We start from the raw sequence: 21,417 nt of genomic DNA, 5'->3' as shown, positions 1-21,417 counted from the left end.
CTATCGCAAGGGTAAGCAGTTCAAATGCGGGCACTGCGGTTGGGAAGGGGATGCGGATTTTAACGGTGCGAAGGTGATTGCGCTCTTGGGGGCTGTCGTAAACCAGCCTAGAGGTTCGGGCCTGTTTTGTTCTCTGGTGGAGCAGAGCAGGCTCAGGGCTACTGAAAGCCCGCTCCGTACCGCTTTAGCGGTCGGAGTCGGGTAGTTTACTAGCTCAAACGACCCTACTCCCTACAACCAGTCGCGTAGCTCTGAGCTGGGGATCTCACGGCGCTCCCCGGTAACCGTGAGAAAAATCGTGAGAAAAATAATGAGCGGTTTTGATTCCTGTCTTTCCCTCTTCTTGAGAGAGAGAACTCAGATGGGATCCCTGTGGGCTAAGGGGCTTGTTGTTGACTTTGAACAGGAGGGATCCGGCGCAAATTCAAAAGCACCATTGCGCTAAGGGGGCGCGTGTTGGCCAGTAGCCCCACGATCAGCAGCAGCCAACTGTTCAAGGTAGTATTGTCCAGCAGCCAACCCATCAACAGAGCCGATCCTGCCCCTTCGGCAACTGCCGCCAAGATCCAAGCCCGGCTACCTTTCCAGCGCTGAGACCACAAGGCCCATTGCAGCCCACCAACGCCGACCCCCACCAGCAAACCGCGCAGCGCATCTCCCATTGCCTGCAAGACATTTTGGAGCCAGGGATCCGTCGGGTTAAAAGCAGAGGTTGCTACCCCCACCTGGGGAGCGAGGAAATCCGCCGCCGCCCAGCCCAAAGCCGTGGCCAGCAAAGTTGCAGCCACCCATCCCACCGAAACCTGCCGCCGCAACACCAGCCACTGCAGCAGCCCCATCAGCAAGCCAAGGCCGGCTCCAGCCACCGCTTCTTGTAGCGATCCCAAAGCCGCCAGCAGAGGCGCTGATGCCCCCAGCCCCAGGTAGCCGATCCCAGCCGCCCCCAAATTGGCCAAGAGCCAACTCAACGCCGACCCTTTGCCCAGGCGGGGTGCATTCAGGGGTGCATCCAACAGATGAGAGCCGGACTTGCTGTTGACATGTTCCTGCCCAACCTTCTGTTCCACCTCGCGCAGCCCCTGTTCCGCTGAAGGGTTACCCGGCTCCAGCCGCAGCACCCCTTGATAATCCATCTGGGCAAGGCCCCAATGTCCCTGCCGTTGGTGGGCCAGGCCGCGGTAGAGATAGTAGCGGGCTTCGTTGGGGGCGCTCTGGATCAGCTCATTGAGCAGATGGACGGCCATCTTGTACTCGCCTGCCTCGATCAGCCTTACCGCCCGTTGTAGCTTTTCTTCCTCGTCTGGGGCGGCTCGACCCATCGGCTGTTGGGAAGTCGGCTGGCCAAATCCGGTCGGGATCCGCGGGGGGCGAACACCTGGAGATGCAGGAGATGAACTTGAGGGAACGAACGGGGCAGGAGGGGCAACCTTGTTTCCATAGACAGCCTGTAGCTGCTGGCTGAGCCCTTCCATGTTGGCTGGGCGGAGGGCAGGGTCTTTCTCTAGGCACTGGAGGATGACCCTCTCCAGAGCAGCAGGGATGGGGTGGGCTAGCTTGTGGTCTTGGAAGGGGCGGGGCTTTTGAAAGTTGTGGACGTGGTACCAGCCTTGCAAGGTGTCGGTATCCGGCTCGAAGGGCAACGCACCAGTTAACAGCTCGTACAGCACCACCCCCAGGGAATAGATGTCGGAGCGGCCATCCAGCTTTTCTCCGCGCATTTGCTCGGGCGAGGCATAGACCATCGTGCCCAAAAAATAGCCCGTCTGCGTCAGGCCACGAGAGGTCTCCCCCATGAGCTTGGAAATGCCGAAGTCCAGGATCTTGACCCGCTCTTTCCCATCGGGCCCTTTCTGCACAAAGATGTTGCTGGGTTTAATGTCGCGGTGGATGACGCCGCGAATGGAGTGCTTGCCCAGATCCATCTGAAAGTTGTGGGCGTGGTGCAGGGCAGAGCAAATTTGCAGAGCCAAGTTCACCACTCGCTCTGGGTGCAAGGGGCCTTCCCGAGCCAGCACATAGTCCAACCCCTGGCCGCTGTAGGGTTTGGCATTCAGGTACTCCATCACCAGATAGGGCTGGTTTTGGTACAGGCCGTAAGAGCGCACCTGCACGATGTTGGGGTGCTCGCCCAACAGAGCGCTGACCCTGGCCTCATCCATGAAGCGTTGCTGCAGTTGCTGGTAGTACTCTGGGCCCATGTCCGGGGGCGGCGGGCGCAACAACTTGACGGCCACCAGCTCGTCATTGAGCTGGGTATCCACCGCCTCGAACACATTGCCGTAGCCACCCTCGCTGATGTGGCGGGTCAGCCGGTAGCGGTTGCCAATCAGTTGTCCAATCAGGCGCTGGTTCATGGAGGAGGGTGGCCAGCTGGGGAGTTTACCTATGATTTGATTCTATTCAGCTTATGGGCCTAGAACCTGCTTGTGAGGGATCCGCTGCCATTGCGACCCCTTTTCCACCCCAAAAGCCAGGGATCCCGCTAGGATTGGGGCATGAGTGCTCCTTCTGCAACTGCTGCTCTATCCCCTTTCTGGCTGGAGGTTACCGAGTTTGCCTTGCAGGCTACGGCCAGCGTGGGATCCCAGCTCTTGGCAGACTTTGGCCAGGCCCACCCTACGGTTCGCGCCAGCGGGACGGAGTCCTTAAAAGCCGACGGCAGCTTGGTAACCTCTTCTGACCAGTGGGCGGATCGCGCTTTTCAAGGGGCCATTGCCGCTGCCTACCCCGATCACGGTTATCTGAGCGAGGAATCCAACCACATTTTTCCCGAGAAGGAGTGGTGTTGGGTAGTGGATCCTTTGGATGGCACCACCAATTTTGCCCGTGGGATCCCCATTTGGGGCAGCTCCTTGGCTTTGCTGCATTGGGGCGTGCCGGTGTTTGGCTGTGTCCATCTGCCGCCCATCCGCCAGACTTTTTACGGTTATTGGCCTCGGTTTCCTGGGGATGCAGCAGCAGGAGCTTTTCTCACCCGCCACGACCGGGATCCCGCCTGTCCCCAGCCAATCCGTCCTAGCACCGCCTCACCCGGCCCCAACCAATTGTTCAATTTCTGTTCCCGCAGCAGCCATTGGATTAGCCCGCAATTCCCTTGCAAAGCGCGGATGTTGGGGGGCGCTGCCTACAACCTGCTGGCGGTGGCCGGTGGCAGCCTTTTGGGGGCGGTAGAACGCTCGCCCAAGATCTGGGATGTGGCGGCAGTGTGGGCCATTGTCAAGGGGGCCGGCGCCGTTTGGGAACCCCTGAGCTGTGCCGATCCGGATCCCGGCCAGCCTCTCATTCCCGGCAAGGATTATGGCCGACTCACTTACCCCGCCCTGGTGGCAGCTCAAGCCGAGTGGATCCCCTTATTTCGCGCCTTCATCGCTCTGTAGCTTTCGTAAACGGCCTGCACGTTGTACCAGTTGAGGAAAAAAATCCGGCACAGCTCCAAGGCCAACTGCGAGCGGCCATGCCGGATCAACCAGCGCAGCAGCGGTTCCACCCGCTTCTCGTTCAGCCAGCCCCCCAGGGATAAAAGGCCCCACAGGAATTGGTGCAGGGGCGTCAGTTGGATCATCAGGCGCACGGCCCAGGTGGGGTGTTTTTGGTAAAAGAGAATACCCATGCGGCCCCGCTGCCGTTCCCGCTCAATCAATCCTGGGATCTGCTGCAGCTCAAAGGGCGGATGCCAGTGGTAGCCGGTGGCCTGGGGGCACTTGACCAGGCGCAGGCCCAAACGTTTTAGCCGCACCCCCAGCTCCAGGTCTTCCCAGCCGTAGAGGTGAAACCGCTCGTCAAAGGGGCCGGCGGGGGTTTCGCAGGCCAGCTCCAACCAATGGCGGGCAATGGCCACGTTGCCGGTGGCGAAAAAGGCTGCCGAAAAATCGGTGGGCTTGAAGGGTTCGGAGCGGGGATCCTGAAAATTGCTGGTGTTGATCACCCGCCCGTAGGTGAAGACCTTGGCCTCGTGGGGGGAGCGGGGATCCCCTGTAACGCCGTGCCGCCGCAGCATCTGGGCGTGGCTGGCCAAGAAGTGATCCACCACCACCAGGTCGCTGTCGATAAAGACGATGAGGGATCCCTGGGCGTGGCGAAACCCCAGGTTGCGGGCAGCGGCGGGGCCGCGGTGCTCCTGCTGCAACAGTTTCCACTGGGGCAAGCCAACGGGGTTGTTCTGCAGCCATTCCACTGTGCCATCGGTGGAGCCATCGTCCACCACCACCACCTCGTAGCCCTCGTAGGGGCCGGGCTGCTGCTGCGCCAGGGCCCGCAGACACTGCTCCAAAATGGGACGGCGGTTGTAGGTGGGAATGATGACGCTGATGTACACCGGGGATCCCTAGGGATGGCTGTACAGCCCTTGAGCAAAAACACCTCAGGGAAGAGGGGTTCCCACTGCCTGTTGGGCTAGAGGGCTTTTAGGAGCTCTGCCGACTGGCGCACCGTCTCGAAAAAGTGATGGACATTGGCCTCTGGAGTGCTTGGGTGGATGCCATGGCCCAGGTTCATGATATGCCCACGGGATCCGGCTTTTCGAATCACCTCTAGGGTGCGCTGCCGGATGAACTCCGGGGATCCCAGCAACACCATTGGATCCAGATTGCCCTGCACCGCTAGGGATCCCAGGCGGGCCCTGGCCTCTGCCATGTCGCTCATCCAATCGAGGCTGAACACGTCGATGCCGGCTTTGCCCACCCGCTCCAGCAAAGCGGCGCTGCCGTTGATGTAGAGGATCAGCGGCACCTGCGGATACCGAGCTTTCACCTGATCCACAATTTGCTTTTGGTAGGGCAAGGCCCAACACTCGTAATCGGCTGGGCTGAGCTGGCCGGCCCAAGTATCGAACAACTGCACCACCTGGGCGCCGCACTCGATCTGGTAGATCACGTAGCGGGCAATGCTGTCGGCCAGCTTACTCAGCAACTGATGCAGCAATGGCGGCTGCGCGAAGGCCAAGCTCTTGATGTGGGCGTAATCTTTGGAGCTGCGCCCTTCCACGGCATAGCAGGCCAGAGTCCAGGGGGAGCCGACAAACCCCAGCAGCGTTGCTTTCCCTTCCACCTCGCGGCGCAGGGTGCTGAGAATGGTCTTGATAAAGGGCAGACTTTCTTCCGGTTCCAGGAGGCGGATGCGTTCAATTTGGGCTTGGGAACGAATCGGCGGGTCGATGATTGGCCCCTGATGCTCCACCAGCTCAAAGGGGATGCCCATGCCCTCAAGGGGGGTGAGGATATCGCTGAACAGGATCACCCCATCAGGGGCAAAGGCCCGAAACGGTTGCAACGAGATCTCGACGGCCAGCTCCGGGATCTCGCAACGCTGCTTAAAGGTGTACTTGCTTTGCAGCTCGCGGTAGGCCGCCATGTAGCGACCCGCCTGGCGCATCATCCAAACTGGAGGGCGATCCAGCACTTCCCCTCGGGCCGCCCGCAGCAAACGGTCACCCAAGTGCTCCGCACCGCTGGCGGTGGAGGAGGTGGCGCTGAGCTGAACAGGCGAGTGGGACATAGGAGGGCAATCCGGCTAAAGATCCTTATGAATCCTGACATTGTGGCGACAGCAACCGCAAGTTGGCGGCTCAGGATCCCTGCAGTTTCTTCATCGGCTGCAACTTGCTGTTACTTCTTACCCTTTTGGCCTCTGGGCTGGGATCCCCAATTAAAGTGGACATGAGATAATGACACCTGACAAGTCTGTTGAAGAACGGCTCGACAAGGATCCCCCCATTGCCGAGTTGAGAGGAAACCCCGCTTGGTTGCCCAAACCTTTAACCTGAAAGCCTACCTGAGCCAGCGTCAGCAACAGGTGGAAGAAGCTCTCTCTGCAGCTTTGGTTCCCGCCTATCCGGAGCGCATTTACGAGGCGATGCGCTACAGCCTATTGGCAGGGGGGAAGCGCCTCAGGCCCATCCTCTGTCTGGCTGCTTGCGAGTTGGCCGGCGGCACTGTGGAGCAGGCTCTGCCTACCGCCTGTGCCCTGGAAATGATCCACACCATGTCGCTGATCCATGACGATCTGCCGGCCATGGACAATGACGACTTTCGCCGCGGCAAACCCACCAACCACAAGGTGTTCGGCGAAGACATTGCCATCTTGGCGGGAGATGCTCTGCTGGCTTTTGCCTTTGAGCACATTGCTAGCCAAACTCAGGGGGTACCGCCGCAGTTGGTGTTACAGGTGATCGCCCGCATTGGCCATGCTGTGGCGGCAACCGGTTTGGTGGGGGGACAGGTGGTGGATCTGGAGTCGGAGGGCAAAGCCATTTCCCTGGAAACTCTGGAGTACATTCACAGCCACAAGACCGGCGCTCTATTGGAAGTCTCGGTGGTTTCGGGAGGGATCCTGGCGGGGGGAGATGAGGAGCTGCTGGACCGCCTGAGCCGCTACGCCCGCGATATTGGCTTGGCCTTTCAGATTGTGGACGACATTTTGGACATCACCGCCACCAGCGAGCAACTGGGCAAAACGGCAGGAAAGGATCAAGCTGCCGCCAAAGCCACCTATCCCAGCTTGTTGGGCCTAGAGGCCTCCCGGCAAAAAGCCGAGGAGCTGATTCAATCGGCCAAGGAAACGTTGCGCCCCTATGGATCGCGGGCAGAGCCGCTGTTGGCCCTGGCAGATTTCATCACTCGCCGTCAGCATTAGGACAGGACAAGGGGACAAGATCAGATGGGATCCCTGGAGACCCTGCTCGCATGTCTGTGCTGGAGAGCCGTATGCTGCAACAGTTGATGGCCAATCATGTCCTCTGGGTTGCTTTGCTGGCCAGTGTGTTGGCCCAAGCCATCAAGCTGATCCTTTCCTATGTGCGGTCAGGCAAGGTTAACCTGCGAGTCTTGGTGGAAACCGGGGGAATGCCCAGCTCCCACGCAGCGTTGGTGACGGCTTTGTCCATTGGGGTGGGGATGCAGGAAGGCTGGGACAGCCTGCTGTTTGCCGCGACGGTGGTTTTCGCATTGGTGGTGATGTACGATGCCGCGGGGATCCGCCAAGCCGCTGGAAAACAGGCGCGGGTGCTGAATCGCCTCCTGGAAGAATGGTTTGAAGAAAAGGGCGCCGACCGTTTCCAAGAACCCTACCTGAAAGAATTGCTGGGGCACACTCCCGTTCAGGTCATGGCCGGCGCGGCTTTGGGGGCAGCCTGTATCACACTGTCATTTGCCCTGGGAGTAAACTGAGAGCCATTGGGGCATGCTAAGGCAGAAGTACCGCGGGGTGGTCATGGCTTCCAGTTCTCAACCTCGTCCGATCCAACGTTGCCCTTCCTGTGGCAAGCCGATCCCAGCCTACCGGTTCAAGTCTCCCTACTGCGACCACTGCGGTTGGCGGGCGGCTCCGGCAGCGCAAACCCCTCAAAAAGGTGGATCCCTGGGCCAGAAAATCGCAGCTCAGGTAAACGGGATCGGATCCCAAGGTCAACGCTTCAAGGTGCCCCCTCTGCTGCAGCCGCTGCTGAACTTCAACTTTTATCTCTATCTGCTCTGGGGGATCAGCCCTCTGTTTCCGCTGGTGGTGGATCGACCCTTGCTGGCCGAATCCAACTATCTGCTCCTAATCCCGCTTTTGTTGAGCTGGGGGCTGCTTTATTTGGCGGTGCGAGATCTGCCGCTGCCGGACGATTTGCGGCTGCCGCGCCTGTTGTTGGATGTATCGTTCATCCTGCTGCCCTTCTTCCAGAAAATTAATGTGTCCAAAGCCCCCAACCGACCCTATTGGAATGCTCTGCTGATTTGGGTGATCGGGATCCTGCTGCTTGCCGCTTTGCGGCTTTGGAGCTTTAGCCTGCTCCTGACGGCGGTGACCTTGCTGTTGACCAGCTTTTGCACGCTGCTGTTCTAACCGAGATCCTTGCAAAGAACCTCAATATTTTTAATATTTAACATTTCATGAGCATTCCTGCTGCCCGTCAACGCTTTGCCCTTGAAATCCAATCGGAGCCCATCGATCTGGGTCGGGCGGCCCTCTGGATTGCCCAGGAAGCCTATCCCGATCTGGAGGTGGAAGAGTATGTGGCCGCTCTGGATGAGATGGCCGCAGAGGTGCAAGAGCGCCTTCCCCCGGAGCGTTATCCCCTGCGGGTCATCAAGATCTTGAATCACTATCTCTTTGAGGATCTGGGCTTTCGTGGCAATCGCGAAGATTATTACGACCCACGCAACAGCTTTTTGAACGAAGTGATCGATCGGCGCACCGGGATCCCGATTACGCTGTCGCTGATCTATCTAGAGCTGGCGCGGCGGATCGATTTTCCCATGGCAGGAGTGGGCATGCCCGGCCACTTTTTAATCCGGCCCCTGTTTGCAGGCGCCGAGATTTTTGTGGATCCCTTTCAGCAGGGGGAGATTTTATTTCCAGAAGATTGTCGAGAGCTTTTGTCGCAAATCTACGGGCCTGGGATCCCTTTCCAAGAACGCCACCTACGCCCCACCCCTCCCCGCCTGATCTTGGTACGCTTGCTCAACAACCTCAAGCAAATTTATCTGAGCCGCGCCGAACTGGAACCCGCTTTGGCAGCAGCGGAACGGATCTTGTTGTTGATCCCTGAATCCTTGCCCCACCTAAGGGATCGCGGGCTGTTGTATTATCAGTTGGGCCGTTGGCAGCAAGCCTGCCAGGATCTCAAGCGCTACTTAAAACAGGCGCCTTTCCACCCCGAGATCAATCGCTCTGATGAGCATTTAATCCGGGAAATTGTCGAGAGATTGGAATCTCATCCCGACTCATGCTAGGAGCATGCACAATTGCTCTCAGTTGTGCGTTGTGTAAGTGTGTAAGTTTTGAGCAAGATCTGCCGTCGTTTGCAAGCAAGGCTAGGTTTCTAGCAGGGATCGGAAGCAGCCCTTACCTCTTGGCGCAAAATGGCTTCCACCAGCTTATCTAAAGCCTCTAGATCAGATAGATCATAGTTTTTTTCCCAGAGGATTTGGTTAATGCTGGATTCCTGCTGCAGAGTTAAAACCGAAGATTGTAAAACCTCATCGATGATCTGGCGAATGCTCATCTTAACCTCGCAATCGTGAGAAGAATTGATGGCTTTGGCTCATAAGCCTAGAATGCTGGAAACGCTCTGCGATAGCCATCGTGAGGATCACGTATTTTGACATCAGAATCTGGGGCGACTCATCCAAACCCTTTCGGGGAAATCGCCAATAGTACTTTTACGGACTTGAGCTATGGATGGCGCTGAAGTCTGCAAACTTCTCAGGATCTTCTGAGACAGACCTGCTCCCCATTGAGGGCAGCTTGGGCCTCATCATCTGTTGCGAAGGCGGTGCGAATGATGCGCTCACCGGGATGGCGATCCCCTGCCGAAAGGCCGAGATCCCGCACCACAAATGAGCGTTGGATCCAGCGGTCGAAGCCATCGTAGCGGGGAGAGAAGGCAGTCCGTCCGTGGACGGTGCGGCGGTTGTCAATACAGAGCAGATCCCCTGTTTCCAGCTTGATGCCTCGGTAGACAGCGTGGATTCCCTTCCTCAGGGCTTCTAGAGCCAGACTGGCTTCGGGGGTGAGCCCCACCATCAGGTCTTCGTCGTAGTTCCAGAAGGGATCCTCTCGACGGCCATACAGCACCGGCAAAATGGGTCCATTGATCAGGGCTTGCCGGTTGCCGAAGGAGTAGTCGATGCCAGTGCGATACAGGGGTTCAAACAGCAGCTCCCGCTCTCGCTCTCCTAGCAGAGGCAGGACATGACGGATGCTGGCGTAGGTGGTTTCCGCCACACGATCATGGTCGGGGCGCAGGCAAAACAGCAGCAAAAACTCTGGTGAGTAGGGATGAAAAACCGTCTCGCGGTGAAACTGCAGCCGGGTGCGGGATCCCTCAGAAGATTGCACTTCTTCGCTGTCGGGAGTAGGCACCAAGTTTTGAAACAAATCCCCGTTTTTTTCTTGGATGTAGGAGACCAAATGCCCCAAGCGGCTGCCGATCATTGCCAAGCAGCGTTCGCTGACAAAAGTGGTTTTCTCCTCAGAGCGCTGCGCCAGAGCCGGTGTGCGGGTATGGTCTAGTCCGGGATCCACGGGCAAGCCCCGCAGCAGCAGGATCCCTTCCGAATTGGAATACAACTGAAACTCCAGCAAGGCCCGCCGCAAATGTCGGGGCAGCTCATCTGCCCGCATCTCGCAGTCCAGGAGAAATTCCTCTGTTTCCCGGTAGGGATCGGGCCCAGGCGCCAAAAATAGGTTTATCGTCTTTTCATCGAAGCCCTGACAATCGATCAGCAGGCATCCTTTTTCAAGCTGTGAAGTCTTCATCACGATCCCTCACCACCCACTGCCCTAGTCATAGCAGCCGCAGCAACTTTTGGGCAGGGATCCTACACTCAAAACCCAATCTCGGCGAGTGTAGCGCACTACCCTTCGGTGCTAGAACCTCAGTCTGAGGCGGGGCAGAGTTTTGCCTGCTGCATCAGAAGTTAACTGGGGATCCCCATGTCTGGGCAAGATGTCCATTAGGATGAGTTCCAGGGGCTGGCCAGCGCAGGGAACCGGCGTGAGGTGGGCAAGTGGGATCTGCCGGGTTGTGGGAAAAGCTCCAACAAAATCGCAGGCGAGGTTGCAACACCATGGCACCAACTTGGCAAACCGATGGGCATACTTGGTTCCTTCTGCCCCCTCAACCCCGCGCCGTCGTTCACTTTCTGGGTGGAGCTTTTGTGGGAGCTGCCCCGCAAGTGTTCTACAGCCGCCTGCTGGAAGAACTGGCCCGTATGGGCATGGCCGTTGTTGCCACCCCCTACACCACCGATATCGATCACGCCCAACTGGCGCTCAACGCAGCCCAATCTTTGCACAGAAGCCTGCAAAGCAAGGGTTTGCTGGAGTTGCCTCTGTTTGGCTTGGGTCATAGCCTGGGCTGTAAGTTGCAGATCCTCTCTTGTCTAGCCGTTCCTTCTCTGGGATCCCGTCGGCGAGGCAATATTTTTCTGGCCTACAGCAATGCCGGGTTGGATCGGGCTTTGCCATTGCTGCGGCTGTTGACCCAAGCTTGGCCTCAACAACAGCTCGCCGATCTGTGGCGGATGTGGATGGGATCCTCCTCGCCGCCTGTGAACCTGTGGTTGGAGTTCGAGCCTTCCCCGACAGAAACCAACCGCTTAATTGAGGAGCAGTATCCGGTTAGAAACAACCTGCTTGTGGAATTTCGACAGGATGATATTGACGACATTCCTCTGCTCTACCAGCAGCTTTGCCGCAAGTATCAAGGCCACACCGAGTGGCAGCATCTCGAGGGGGATCACCTCACTCCACTGGGTTTTAGCTATCCTTTCCAAGTCGGGGAGGAGTTCAGCCCCATCGATGCTTTTGGACAGTTGATCTACCAGAACCTACTGGCCCCCAACCACCAAATGATCCGAAGCATCCGAGCCTGGCTGGCAACCCAATTGGCCCATTGACATTCTTCCCACGGCTCAAGTCAACGGATTTTTTCACAGCTTGCAGGATTTCTCCCGCTCACTGTTGGCAAGCGGGCGGCAGGTCTTGCTACTCCATCCTTGCGGATGCAGGAGGATGCCATAACCCCAGATACTTTGGCCTTCCATTTCAAACTAGATTGAAACACTCCCTAAGCGTTCTCCGCTGCCGCCCTACCCCCAGCAAGAGAGGGGAGCTAGATGGAAATGTTTCATTCCGGCTTAAAACGACTATAAAAGCTGCGTCACAACCTCGCTAGCGGAGCTACTGCATTGGTGTAGCTCATGACCGCCCATTTACTGATCAAGCCAGCTCAAATCGGAGAGCAGATCTTGAGAGTAGGAAGAGGGGGACTGCGCTTGCAGATGAAACAACATCTGAAGGGTATCGCTCATCAGAAAGTAACAGGTCAAGACGCCGCCGGCAGCCACAGCCACCAGTGTCCCTGCCAACATGCGCGAGAACTCCTGACTCTGAAAAGCCTGCTCCATCAAGCGCAGCGCCCAGAATCCCAGGAGGACAACAATGGCAAGGATGATCAACATATCGTAATTTATTGTAACAAGCCTGCTGCTCAACGGCCATTGACAGAATTGAATAAGAACATAAGGACTCCCCTTGTCCCTCATGCTCCATGACTCTGAGTCAGTGTACAGAAGGGCTTGGCGTGCCTGGATTTGCAGCCCTTTTCGGTTGCCCTTGCTGCAGGCCATGAGCACAAAAGGGATCCCACCAGCGAAGATTGCAGGTTGGGCCGGCGTTCAAGCGGGCTACAGCCGACGCCCGTTATCGGAAATGCGGGTGGATCAGGAGCTGATGTGGCTGATTCAGGTAGGGCTGTTGCGGCGGGAAGTGGATGGGCAGGGGATCACGGATCGGTATCGTCTGGCACCTCTGGGTCGGCAGTTGCTGCAAGATCTGGAGAGGGATGAAGCTTTTGCCGGGATCTCGGCAAGCTGGGCAGACCACCTGCAGAATAGGCTGACCCGCTGGCGGCTGCTTCCCTGAGGATCCCCTACACTGGATCCAACGTTCAACGCCGCTCTCGAGGGGGGATATGGTACGGCCAAGGTTGATGCGTGTGCCCGGATCCCTGGCACTCCAACGTCCACTCCAAACCTCTTTGCAGCGGCGCAGCCAAGCAATTAACCGGCGCAGCAAATCTATCTACCGCAAAACCCGCTCCCTCTACCGACGCAACTTGCCCCTTTACCTGCGTAATTTGCTGTTGCAATACCGCACCAGCCTTATCTACAACCTCAAAGTCAGGCCCATATGCAGAACTCGTCGAGGATAGCAAGCCCTCCTCTCGATCCCAGCACAACAGTCTTCACCCCGTCGGAGTTGGTGATGGAGATTGTCCACCCCCAAGCCTGTGTAACCCCGTAGGAGGGGTACTTCTTGCAGGAGACTATTGGATTGTGAAGCGGCCAATTCCTACCTTCTCGCCGTTGACATGAATCTCGACGCGGTAGCGCCCGGTGTAGGGTTGGCTGAAGCTCAGAAAGCCTCGCACGGTATCGGCCAAGGGATCCCAGGGAACATCGAGCTTGCGGATTAGTTGCTCGCCCCCAGCTTCTCCGCCCTCGTAGTACCAGAGCATCTCCACCTTGGCGTTGACAGGAAGGTTGCCCACCGGCAAGATGGCCCAGATCAACGTGTCGGTGGTCTTGAACTCGGTTGTGGCCTCGCCAGGGCTGCCGTCCCCCCGACCTCGGTACAGGCCGATTGTCCTTAGCCCCGCCTCTTTGGGGGTTCCTTGGCTGTAGGCACGGGCATCCGCCTGCGCTTCCTGACCTAGGCGATCCAGCTCGGCCAGCAAATCTTCCTGCTGCTTCAGGGCATCGGTTGCTTCCTGCAGCCACCGGGCGATCTGCCGCTCTGCGGTTGGGGCTTCCGAAACCGGGGAAGAAGGCTGTGCAATCGCCCCGCTGAGGTTGCGAATGGGAAAACCCTGAGCTGTCCCCACCTCGCTGCCCAGTAAGTTCAGCCAGCGGCTTCACACTTCGGACGTCATCTCTGGCTTTGCGGCATAGGCAATGCGCACACTGCCGCTTGGGCCTCGGGTGATCCGGCCAATCTCATGTTCCTCAACTCCACTCACCGTTCCACGACAGCCAGCACTGCGAAACTCGTAGAGCACATCTTCTTCGCTCTCCCGATGGAGCTCCCAAGTCGTTTGGGGACAGTTGGCCAGGAGGTTGTCCCGCATGTGGTTGGCAAGAAAGCGCGGCGATCCCTCGACATGAACGTCCATGACGGAGAGCATCTCTCTCCAAGAGGCCAAGCTCTCTCCGGGCCGTGTGAGAAGGGTTAGAGTAAGCCCTTCCAGAGCTTGATGATCGGCGAAAACCCACTCCCCTGGATCCCCCTCGATGACGACGTTTCCCGATGGGCTGAGGAAAGCGGATGCAAACAGCAGGCCGGCAAAAAGATTCAACACAATGCCCTTCCTTATCCTGGGATTTGTACTTGAAAATGAGATAGGACGACTTTCAAGCCGCTCACCGGGCAAGCAAAGAAGGGCTGGACAAAGAGGCTAGAGTCTTCGTCGTTGCCGTTTGCAAGGCTCACCTCAGGAAAATCTCGATAGATCCCTACAGCAGATCCCTACAGCTTGATTTTGCTGACCTTACCAAAACGTCAATTGACCCCCCCAAAACATTGACCAGCCTAGCACAATTGAGCTCAATTCTGAACCCCACTTTGCAGAAATGCCGTGTTTTTCTGATGAGTATATCCATTTACATTGAACAGATATCAGCCTGTTCGTTCAGAAACCTGAAGCTCCCTGTATGGCAATCGAAAGCTGGTCACTTTAGTAGGTTACTGTGGCCAACTGAAGAGGAGATCTTTCCGGTAATTAGCCAGTTATCCCCCAAGGTCTCCAGCCGCGGCTCCACCAGTTGCCAGCTTTGGTTTACATCAGGGATCCCCTCGCCTGCTACCGGGGTTGGCGCAGCGGCTCCGCCTAGGATCTTGGGAGCGATGAAGGCGGCTACTTTCTGGATCGCCCCATCTTTGAGGGCTGCCCAGGCCAGCGTGCCCCCGCATTCCCAGAGGGCACTCAGACACCCCCGCTGAAAGAGCACCTGTGCCGCCCGCGAGGGGGTTACTTGGGGCAGATGCAGCAGCTCCACCCCCTGCTTGGCCAGGGATCCCCACAAAGGATGGGTTGCCACAGCTTCTGTGATCACCAACGTCGGCGCTTCTTCCACCTGCCACAGATGGGCGACGGGAGGTAGGTTCAGGGAACGGCTGAGGACCACCCGCAACGGCTGGGATCCCTGCAACTCCGCCAGACGACAGGTGAGGCGCGGATTATCCTGCCAAACGGTTCGGGATCCAACGATGACGGCATCATGCCAGGCCCGCTGTTGGTGTACCCACTGCCGCGCCGGAGAGTTGCTGATCCAGCGGCTGTGGCCGGTGGCGGCGGCGCTCTTGCCATCCAGGGTCATGGCGTATTTCAGCAGGCCGAAACACTGTTGCCGCACAATGGCGAAGGCAAACCCCTCGTTCAGCTCCTGGCACTCCCGCTCCAGCACTCCCACCGTCACGTCGATCCCCGCCTCCTGCAGGCGGCGGATCCCTTTGCCAGCCACCAAGGGATTGGGATCCTGCATCCCCACCACAACCCGCCGGATCCCGGCAGCTAGGATGGCCTCGGTACAGGGAGGGGTACGGCCATAGTGGTTGCAGGGCTCCAGGTTGACGTAGAGCGTTGCCCCTCTGGCCAGGGATCCCGCCTGTTGCAGAGCCAACACCTCCGCATGGGGCTGCCCTGCCCCCGGATGAACGCCTTCCCCCACCACCCGATCCCCCTGCACGATCACGCAACTCACCCGCGGATTGGGAGAGGGACGCTGAGGTGTGGAACGGGCCAGGGATAGACACCGTTCCATCCACTGCTGATCCGAGATCACAAAATGGGCATCCAATCCAGAGTGGCTCAAAGCAGTGACAAGGCTGCCAGCTTGCGGTTGAAAGCTGCAATTGCCTTGGATTCTAGCTCTACCACCTGCAATGCGTAGTCGCGGGCGCGGGCCTTTTGTTCGTTGCTGACAATCTCTCCCGAACGCAGGCGATCCAACAAATCGAAGGGATCCAACACCTCATCCATCGGGAAGCGGCCCAGATGAATCATGATCGGCAGGCATATTCTTCGCCAAGAATCAGAGCGGAAGTGAGCGTGGGTGATTCCCTCTCTCCCAGCTTGAGGGTGGGACGAGCCTTGCGGCCAACCACCACCTGGCGATGGGTCTCGATCACTGCTCTGGCCCGATCCAGATCTTGATTTTTCCAATCCACAGCCAGCCTGAGGCGGTGGGCGATGAAATCCGCAGTGGCGATGTAGAGCAGAGTAAGGATCAAAGCATAAACCCGCGTCTGGGCAGTTGACGCCACCGTTGCACAAAACGCCGGGAAGGTGATCCCCGCCTCCACCACCGTGGTCACCCCTGAGCGGATCCCCGCCTCATCCGCCGGCAGACAAAAATCTCCCACCGACGTGAAAACCCAGTTGCCCGATTTTGTCCAATCCCTGGTCGGGATCCAGCAGATGTGCGTTGATAAACAGGGTGGCAGCCACCAGAACTCCTGTCAACAAGGCGTTAGACCGGTATTGCGGCAAGGTAAAACACTTTTTTCTTGCAATTTGTAGGCTCAACTACAAAATCCGACGCGGAGAAGACCGCAATCTGAGCGTGATACCTGCTACATCTGCCGTTTCGACAAACAGGCTCTAATATTGGGATGGTTATTCTAGGAGCTGCCTTCATGACCTCTTCCCCCCACCTGACCGCTGCAGAGGGGGCAGCGGGTTCTGCCAACGGGCTGAAGGAGGCATCCCTGTTTGGGGAACGGGATCCCTTGGCCCATTCCCTTCAAGTCAACGAAGCCTTCAACCGCAGGAACAACCTGTTGAACCGTCGCCTGCAATTGGTGGAAGAACTCTGGGAATCGGTGATTCTACAGGAGTGTGGTCAGTCTCTGGTGGATCTGTTGCAGCGGCTGCGTTCCATGTGTTCCCCAGAAGGACAAGCCCTGGAGTACCCGATCCCAGAGGTACTACAAATTATCGAGTACCTCAGCCTCGACGCCACCATCCAAACGGCACGGGCCTTTGCCCTCTTCTTCCAGTTGATCAACATTGTTGAACAGCACTACGAACGGGCAGAAGACTCGGACATGCGCATGGTGGATAGCCAACAACGTACCGTGCGAGAAAACGAAAAATTTGAACGGCTGTTCCCTTACCTGCGGGCCCAAGGGGTGCCGCCGGGCCTACTGCGCAGATTGCTGGAGCAGTTGCACATTCGCATGGTCTTTACCGCCCACCCCACCGAGATCGTCCGCCACACCATCCGCGAGAAGCAACGAGCTTTCTCTCGCCTGCTCGGCCAACTGGATTGGGCAGAACAAACCCAGCCTTTGCAGGCCCAGATGATAAAAGAACAGATGGCGGAAGAAGTCTTGCTTTGGTGGCGCACCGACGAGTTGCATCAGTCCAAGCCGACTGTTTTGAACGAAGTCGATTACACTTTGCACTATTTTGAAGAGGTGTTGTTTCAGGCCATCCCCCTGCTGCACGAGTACCTCAGCCGCAGCCTGAAAAAAGCTTTTCCCAGCGTCGAGCCACCGCCGGCAGGATTTTGCAACTTCGGCTCGTGGGTAGGCGGGGATCGGGATGGCAACCCTTCCGTCACCGCCGATGTTACCTGGCAAACGGCCCGCTATCAGCGCAACCTCATCCTGGGCAAGTACATCGAATCGGTGAAGGCTCTCACCAAAACCCTGAGCATTTCCCTGCACTGGGGGGATGTGGACAGCCAACTGCTGGATGCCCTTGAGCAGGATCACCGCCTCATGCCTGAGGTTTACGAATCGTTTTCGCTGCAATACCGCCAAGAGCCCTACCGCCTCAAGCTCAGCTACATTCAGCGGCGGCTGGAGTTAACGCGGGAGCGCAACCGCAACTTGGCCGACTCCGCTTGTTTGCCCACCCCTCCCCCCGTGGACAACGCCTATGCCAACGCGGAAGAATTCCTGGCCGACTTGCAGCTTATCCAGAAAAGCTTGAAAAACAGCGGCCTTTCCTGCCGTCAGTTGGATCATCTCATTCAACAGGTACAGGTGTTTGGCTTTCACCTGGCCCATCTGGATATCCGCCAAGACAGCAGCTACCACGAAGCCGCTCTCACGGAGATTTTCGAGTACCTGCGCATTTTGCCGCGCCCCTACAGCGAGATGACGGAAGAGGAAAAAACCGCCTTTCTCCTGCAGGAGCTGCAAACCCGTCGGCCTCTGATACCGCTGGAGATCGCCTTTTCCGAGAAAACGGCAGAGCTGATCGCCACCTTTCGCACCCTGCGCCGCATGCAGCAGGAATTCGGCTTGGCCATTTGCCAAACCTATGTAATCAGCATGAGCCGCCAGTTAAGCGACCTGTTGGAGGTGCTGCTGATGGCCAAGGAGGTGGGTCTCTACGATCCCATTAGCGGTCGCGGATCCCTGGCGGTGGTGCCGCTGTTTGAGACCGTCGAAGACCTGAAGCGGGCCCCGGAAGTTTTGCGGCAGTTGCTGGAGATCCCTTTCTATCGCCAGTACTTGGCTCAGCAGGGAAATCTGCAGGAGGTGATGCTGGGCTACTCCGATAGCAACAAAGATTCCGGCTTTTTGAGCAGCAACTGGGAGATTTACAAGGCTCAACAACGCCTGCAGACGGTGGCCGAATCCTACGGGGTGAAGCTGCAGATCTTCCATGGCCGGGGCGGTTCGGTGGGCCGTGGAGGGGGCCCGGCTTACGAGGCCATCTTGGCTCAGCCAGGGCGCAGTGTGGGGGGCCGCATCAAAATTACCGAACAGGGAGAGGTGTTGGCCTCCAAGTATTCCCTCCAGGATCTGGCCATTTTTAACCTGGAAACCGTCACCAGCGCCGTGATCCAGGCCAGCCTACTGCGCACCTACCCCAACGATCTGCACGAGTGGTCGCGCCTGATGGAATCCTTGGCGGAGCGCTCCCGGCAGGTGTACCGTAACCTGGTCTACGAGCAGGAGGGCTTTGTGGAGTTTTTCCACGAGGTCACCCCCATTGAAGAGATCAGCCAACTGCAGATCAGCTCCCGTCCCGCCCGCCGCAGCGGTAGCCAAAAAGACATCGGATCCCTGCGGGCCATTCCCTGGGTATTCAGTTGGACGCAAAGCCGCTTTCTCTTGCCGGCCTGGTATGGGGTTGGCACCGCCCTACAGGAATACGTGGCCAGGGGCGAGCACAACCTCAACCACCTGCAGCACCTCTATCGCGAATGGCCTTTCTTCCGCATGGTGATCTCCAAAGTGGAGATGACCTTGGCCAAGGTGGATTTGCAAATAGCGCGTCACTACGTGCGGGAGATGAGCTCTCCAGAACGTCTAGAGCGGGCGATGGAGCTGTTTGAGTGTATTGCCCAAGAAATGCACCGCACCCGCACAATAGTGCTGCAGATTACGGGTCACAGCGAACTGTTGGAGAACGACCCTTATTTGAAGCGCTCGGTGCAGTTGCGCAACCGCTCTATTGTGCCCCTCGGCTTTATCCAAGTCTCCCTCCTCAAGCGCCTGCGAGAGCATCAGGGATCCCGCACCGGACGAACACGCTACGACCGAGCTGAACTTCTGCGTGGAGCTTTACTTACCATTAACGGCATTGCCGCCGGGATGCGCAACACAGGCTGAGGGATCCGACTAATTGACCCTGGCGCTGCTTCTATCAAGTTCAGATCGGCATTGAGAGCCTATCAGAACAGATCGTCATCATACTCTTCTGGCTCCACTTCTACTGGCTCTACTTCGACAACGCGGCGGGAAGGACGGCGGGGGGGTTCATCTGCGTAGCTTTCCCCTTGGTCTTGGGGCAGCCGTGGGGGACGGCGGCGGGTAGCTGTACCTGTGCTGCGCTCTTCCTGCACATCCACATCCTCTGGATACTCTTCGGTGGCAGGACGACGGGGGCGGCGGGCCTCTGGCGGCGGAGCCGGCTCATCGTAGTCGGTGTCCTGACGCAGGCGGGATCCTGGTTCCTCGTAATACTCATCCCCTTCGGGTCGGCGGCGGGGACGCACACGGGTATCGCTGGTCAGTTGGGGCCGCGGGCGACGGCTAGGATCTTCACCACTGCGCCCAGGAATGGAGCGACTGTAAGAGGATGTATCGCGAATACGGGATCCCTCGGCTCGAGTGGAAACCGTGCGTCCTTGGGCATAGCCATCCGGGGGATAGGTGCGGACAAAGCCTTGCCGCCGAACGGTCGGACGAGCCCCGCCCACCTGCCGTGCCTTTTCACTCAAGAGGATGCGCAACCGGAAAGTTTCGAGGGCAAACCAGCCGGCCATCACCGCCAACAGCACCTGGGCAAAGAACAGCAACGGGATGAGCCGCTGACCTTCCAAGAGCAAGCAGACGGAATAGATCAGGCCCATCGTGGCAAAAATCACGTCATACTCAGCGGAGGCCTCTCGCTTGATGAACCGAACCGCGAAGATGGCTCCACTGGCAATAGCCACCAGCGCTGCCATCAAGAAGTAGGGGCTTTGGGTGAGAAACATGCCAGGGATCCCTAAACGATGAAGACGGGAGAGCGTTGAGCCTTATCCATTCCACAGCCGATCCTAGCATTGATCCTCCTGGTGGCACGGACAACAAAACCCAGGTTTGGGTGTAGGGACGGGATCCCTCTTCAATAAAAGGGATCGGTGCTAAAATCGGCAGCATCTTCCTGCATGTTCCATGCTGTATCTGGCACGGGTACACAAAAAAAGTCTCTTCGGCCAGGGGGAGCTGCAGCTCTTGGCCCGGCAGGCCGAGGACGGGGTTTGGATGCCGCTGCGCAAGCCAGAAGGGGTCACCTGCAAAGAGGTTGGCCCTTACAACATTGGGGTGTTGCTGCTGGTTGAGCTTTCGGAAGAGCGGCAGGTACGGCGGGTGGAAGAGGCAGCCATGAAGCTGGTGGAGATGTTGCACAACCTATCCCGAACCCACAGTCTGGTGGATCTGTCGGAGATTGAAAGCTGGCGGCAATCCTTGACTCGGCAAAGCCAAGAGCTGAGCCGTCGCGAAGCAGAGGTGGCCGCTCGCCAAGAGCAACTGCAACAGTGGGAAAACCGTCTGCGAGAAAAGCTGTCTCCTTGAGCTCTCAGATCTACTCTTATCTTAAGTAGAGTCATTTTAAGCTAATTGAGAAGCCCCCCAAGTGCTCTGTGCCGCTGCCATCACCCCATCTCCCAAAAAGAAAGGGGAGCTGGATGGAAATGTTTCATACCTGTTTAAAATGACTGTAAGTCCAAGTAAGTCTATGAGTGAATCTGGATGTTCTGCGCCTTCCCAAATCAGTAGTGATACGACCCGGATCAACTTGAGTTAAGCCATTCTTTTCCCCCAGAATAAGCGGGGCAAATCCGGGATCCATCATGCCCCATGTTGCCCATGGCAACAGACTGTCCCACCTCCAGTGTAGAAATCCCCCGACTTTAGTCGGTGAGAGTGTCAACCCTGTGCTGGTGCTGTATGGATCGATCAAACAGTGCTGAGATCTGGCCTTAACTCGCGGGCACCTCGCAGATAAACATGCTGCATGTCCGCTTGAGCAAGTGGAGTATTCAACTGGATCAAAACCCGAATGCAACGGGGTAAGTCGCCGCTCACCTCCATCTGTTGCACATCCAACAGAGGCACCGACTCCCAACCGGGGCGACGACGAGCAAACTGGGCGGGAAAAGCTGCATTTAAATCAGGAGTAACGGAAAAAATAACGCTGACCAACTCAGCCGGATCGAAGGCGTTGCGGTGCTCTAGCGTATCCAGCAGCTCAGCCACCGCCGCGCCAATGGCCTCGGCACTGTTTGTAGGTACGGTGATGGCTCCCCGAATTGCTCTGACTCGCCACCCCAATGGCCACACCCTCGCGCGCTTGAGCTCGCCTTGCTTCCAGAAAATTATACAGACTCATCCCTGTTGGGATCCCATCCCTCTGGGGAA

General features: G+C 57.7%; 23 protein-coding genes and 1 pseudogene. 11 read left to right on the top strand and 13 right to left on the bottom strand.

Features of this window, described 5'->3' with window-relative positions:
- Window positions 1-205, top strand: a pseudogene (locus tag ACVWZG_RS10615) (RNA-guided endonuclease TnpB family protein); the annotation flags it as partial.
- A gap of 172 nt (window positions 206-377) precedes the next feature.
- Here the strand turns inward: ACVWZG_RS10615 and ACVWZG_RS10610 are convergent.
- Complete coding sequence (locus tag ACVWZG_RS10610) at window positions 378-2,354, bottom strand: protein kinase domain-containing protein (protein ID WP_457406557.1); 1,977 nt, start codon at window positions 2,352-2,354, stop codon at window positions 378-380.
- 141 nt (window positions 2,355-2,495) lie between these two features.
- Here ACVWZG_RS10610 and ACVWZG_RS10605 point away from each other — a divergent pair, with 141 nt between their 5' ends.
- Window positions 2,496-3,377, top strand: coding sequence for an inositol monophosphatase family protein (locus ACVWZG_RS10605; protein WP_011433458.1), 882 nt, complete (start codon window positions 2,496-2,498; stop codon window positions 3,375-3,377).
- On the opposite strand, the gene ACVWZG_RS10600 is transcribed toward ACVWZG_RS10605, so the two are convergent.
- Both ACVWZG_RS10600 and hemE read right to left on the bottom strand, forming a co-directional pair.
- The gene (locus ACVWZG_RS10600; RefSeq protein ID WP_011433457.1) at window positions 3,332-4,315 is read right to left on the bottom strand and encodes a glycosyltransferase family 2 protein; all 984 of its coding nucleotides are present in this window, start codon (window positions 4,313-4,315) and stop codon (window positions 3,332-3,334) included. The genes ACVWZG_RS10605 and ACVWZG_RS10600 overlap by 46 nt on opposite strands.
- 77 nt (window positions 4,316-4,392) lie before the next feature.
- Window positions 4,393-5,493 carry a uroporphyrinogen decarboxylase gene (hemE, locus tag ACVWZG_RS10595; protein ID WP_457406559.1) on the bottom strand — a complete coding sequence of 367 codons (1,101 nt, stop codon included), beginning with the start codon at window positions 5,491-5,493 and terminating at the stop codon, window positions 4,393-4,395.
- Window positions 5,494-5,736: 243 nt separating this feature from the next.
- Between hemE and crtE the strand changes: the two genes are divergently transcribed.
- From crtE to ACVWZG_RS10575, 4 genes are read left to right on the top strand one after another with little or no spacing between them, the layout of a single operon-like run.
- A complete protein-coding gene (gene crtE, locus ACVWZG_RS10590) occupies window positions 5,737-6,630 on the top strand; it encodes a geranylgeranyl diphosphate synthase CrtE (RefSeq protein ID WP_414350897.1) in 894 nt (297 codons plus the stop codon).
- 50 nt (window positions 6,631-6,680) lie between these two features.
- Complete coding sequence (locus ACVWZG_RS10585; protein ID WP_414400501.1) at window positions 6,681-7,163, top strand: divergent PAP2 family protein; 483 nt, start codon at window positions 6,681-6,683, stop codon at window positions 7,161-7,163.
- A 13-nt stretch (window positions 7,164-7,176) separates the two neighbouring features.
- A complete protein-coding gene (locus ACVWZG_RS10580; RefSeq protein ID WP_414373459.1) occupies window positions 7,177-7,824 on the top strand; it encodes a hypothetical protein in 648 nt (215 codons plus the stop codon).
- 47 nt (window positions 7,825-7,871) lie between these two features.
- Window positions 7,872-8,714 (top strand): SirB1 family protein, encoded by an 843-nt coding sequence (locus tag ACVWZG_RS10575; protein ID WP_457406563.1) that lies wholly within the window; start codon window positions 7,872-7,874, stop codon window positions 8,712-8,714.
- 89 nt (window positions 8,715-8,803) lie between these two features.
- Here ACVWZG_RS10575 and ACVWZG_RS10570 read toward each other — a convergent pair whose 3' ends face one another.
- Both ACVWZG_RS10570 and ACVWZG_RS10565 read right to left on the bottom strand, forming a co-directional pair.
- Window positions 8,804-8,986 carry a hypothetical protein gene (locus tag ACVWZG_RS10570; RefSeq protein ID WP_414342619.1) on the bottom strand — a complete coding sequence of 61 codons (183 nt, stop codon included), beginning with the start codon at window positions 8,984-8,986 and terminating at the stop codon, window positions 8,804-8,806.
- Between the two features lie 200 nt (window positions 8,987-9,186).
- Window positions 9,187-10,242 carry a TauD/TfdA family dioxygenase gene (locus ACVWZG_RS10565; RefSeq protein WP_457406565.1) on the bottom strand — a complete coding sequence of 352 codons (1,056 nt, stop codon included), beginning with the start codon at window positions 10,240-10,242 and terminating at the stop codon, window positions 9,187-9,189.
- Window positions 10,243-10,553: 311 nt separating this feature from the next.
- Between ACVWZG_RS10565 and ACVWZG_RS10560 the strand changes: the two genes are divergently transcribed.
- Complete coding sequence (locus ACVWZG_RS10560; RefSeq protein WP_011433447.1) at window positions 10,554-11,384, top strand: DUF1350 family protein; 831 nt, start codon at window positions 10,554-10,556, stop codon at window positions 11,382-11,384.
- Window positions 11,385-11,699: 315 nt separating this feature from the next.
- Here the strand turns inward: ACVWZG_RS10560 and ACVWZG_RS10555 are convergent, their stop codons facing one another.
- Window positions 11,700-11,948: a hypothetical protein gene (locus tag ACVWZG_RS10555; protein ID WP_011433446.1), complete on the bottom strand. Its 249-nt coding sequence runs from the start codon at window positions 11,946-11,948 to the stop codon at window positions 11,700-11,702.
- 82 nt (window positions 11,949-12,030) lie between these two features.
- Here ACVWZG_RS10555 and ACVWZG_RS10550 point away from each other — a divergent pair, with 82 nt between their 5' ends.
- Window positions 12,031-12,411 carry an Npun_F0494 family protein gene (locus ACVWZG_RS10550; protein WP_011433445.1) on the top strand — a complete coding sequence of 127 codons (381 nt, stop codon included), beginning with the start codon at window positions 12,031-12,033 and terminating at the stop codon, window positions 12,409-12,411.
- Window positions 12,412-12,460: 49 nt separating this feature from the next.
- Window positions 12,461-12,700: a hypothetical protein gene (locus tag ACVWZG_RS10545; RefSeq protein ID WP_414356161.1), complete on the top strand. Its 240-nt coding sequence runs from the start codon at window positions 12,461-12,463 to the stop codon at window positions 12,698-12,700.
- 114 nt (window positions 12,701-12,814) lie between these two features.
- On the opposite strand, the gene ACVWZG_RS10540 is transcribed toward ACVWZG_RS10545, so the two are convergent.
- From ACVWZG_RS10540 to ACVWZG_RS10520, 5 genes are all read right to left on the bottom strand, one after another.
- A complete protein-coding gene (locus tag ACVWZG_RS10540; protein ID WP_457406568.1) occupies window positions 12,815-13,372 on the bottom strand; it encodes a hypothetical protein in 558 nt (185 codons plus the stop codon).
- A gap of 30 nt (window positions 13,373-13,402) precedes the next feature.
- A complete protein-coding gene (locus ACVWZG_RS10535; RefSeq protein WP_457406570.1) occupies window positions 13,403-13,846 on the bottom strand; it encodes a hypothetical protein in 444 nt (147 codons plus the stop codon).
- Window positions 13,847-14,216: 370 nt separating this feature from the next.
- A complete protein-coding gene (gene ribD, locus ACVWZG_RS10530; protein WP_457406672.1) occupies window positions 14,217-15,329 on the bottom strand; it encodes a bifunctional diaminohydroxyphosphoribosylaminopyrimidine deaminase/5-amino-6-(5-phosphoribosylamino)uracil reductase RibD in 1,113 nt (370 codons plus the stop codon).
- A gap of 26 nt (window positions 15,330-15,355) precedes the next feature.
- Window positions 15,356-15,550, bottom strand: a complete 195-nt coding sequence (locus ACVWZG_RS10525) for a hypothetical protein (protein ID WP_457406572.1) — start codon at window positions 15,548-15,550, stop codon at window positions 15,356-15,358.
- On the bottom strand, window positions 15,547-15,909 hold the full coding sequence (locus ACVWZG_RS10520; RefSeq protein WP_414329152.1) for an amidohydrolase family protein: 363 nt from the start codon (window positions 15,907-15,909) through the stop codon (window positions 15,547-15,549). The genes ACVWZG_RS10525 and ACVWZG_RS10520 overlap by 4 nt, the downstream gene beginning before the upstream one ends.
- Window positions 15,910-16,182: 273 nt before the next feature.
- Between ACVWZG_RS10520 and ppc the strand changes: the two genes are divergently transcribed.
- The gene (gene ppc, locus ACVWZG_RS10515; protein WP_457406575.1) at window positions 16,183-19,119 is read left to right on the top strand and encodes a phosphoenolpyruvate carboxylase; all 2,937 of its coding nucleotides are present in this window, start codon (window positions 16,183-16,185) and stop codon (window positions 19,117-19,119) included.
- Between the two features lie 62 nt (window positions 19,120-19,181).
- Here ppc and ACVWZG_RS10510 read toward each other — a convergent pair whose 3' ends face one another.
- Window positions 19,182-19,988 (bottom strand): Ycf66 family protein, encoded by an 807-nt coding sequence (locus ACVWZG_RS10510; protein ID WP_457406577.1) that lies wholly within the window; start codon window positions 19,986-19,988, stop codon window positions 19,182-19,184.
- A 181-nt stretch (window positions 19,989-20,169) separates the two neighbouring features.
- Here ACVWZG_RS10510 and ACVWZG_RS10505 point away from each other — a divergent pair, with 181 nt between their 5' ends.
- Entirely contained in the window at window positions 20,170-20,571 is a 402-nt protein-coding gene (locus ACVWZG_RS10505; protein ID WP_414330894.1) for a hypothetical protein, read from the top strand.
- A 384-nt stretch (window positions 20,572-20,955) separates the two neighbouring features.
- Here the strand turns inward: ACVWZG_RS10505 and aroH are convergent, their stop codons facing one another.
- Window positions 20,956-21,330, bottom strand: coding sequence for a chorismate mutase (gene aroH, locus ACVWZG_RS10500; protein ID WP_457404023.1), 375 nt, complete (start codon window positions 21,328-21,330; stop codon window positions 20,956-20,958).
- Window positions 21,331-21,417 lie beyond the last annotated feature (87 nt).

It is taken from the genome of Thermostichus sp. OS-CIW-33 (assembly GCF_054059615.1).
The sequence above is the reverse complement of the archived record's forward strand: the minus strand, read 5'-3'. Positions and strand labels throughout refer to the sequence as shown.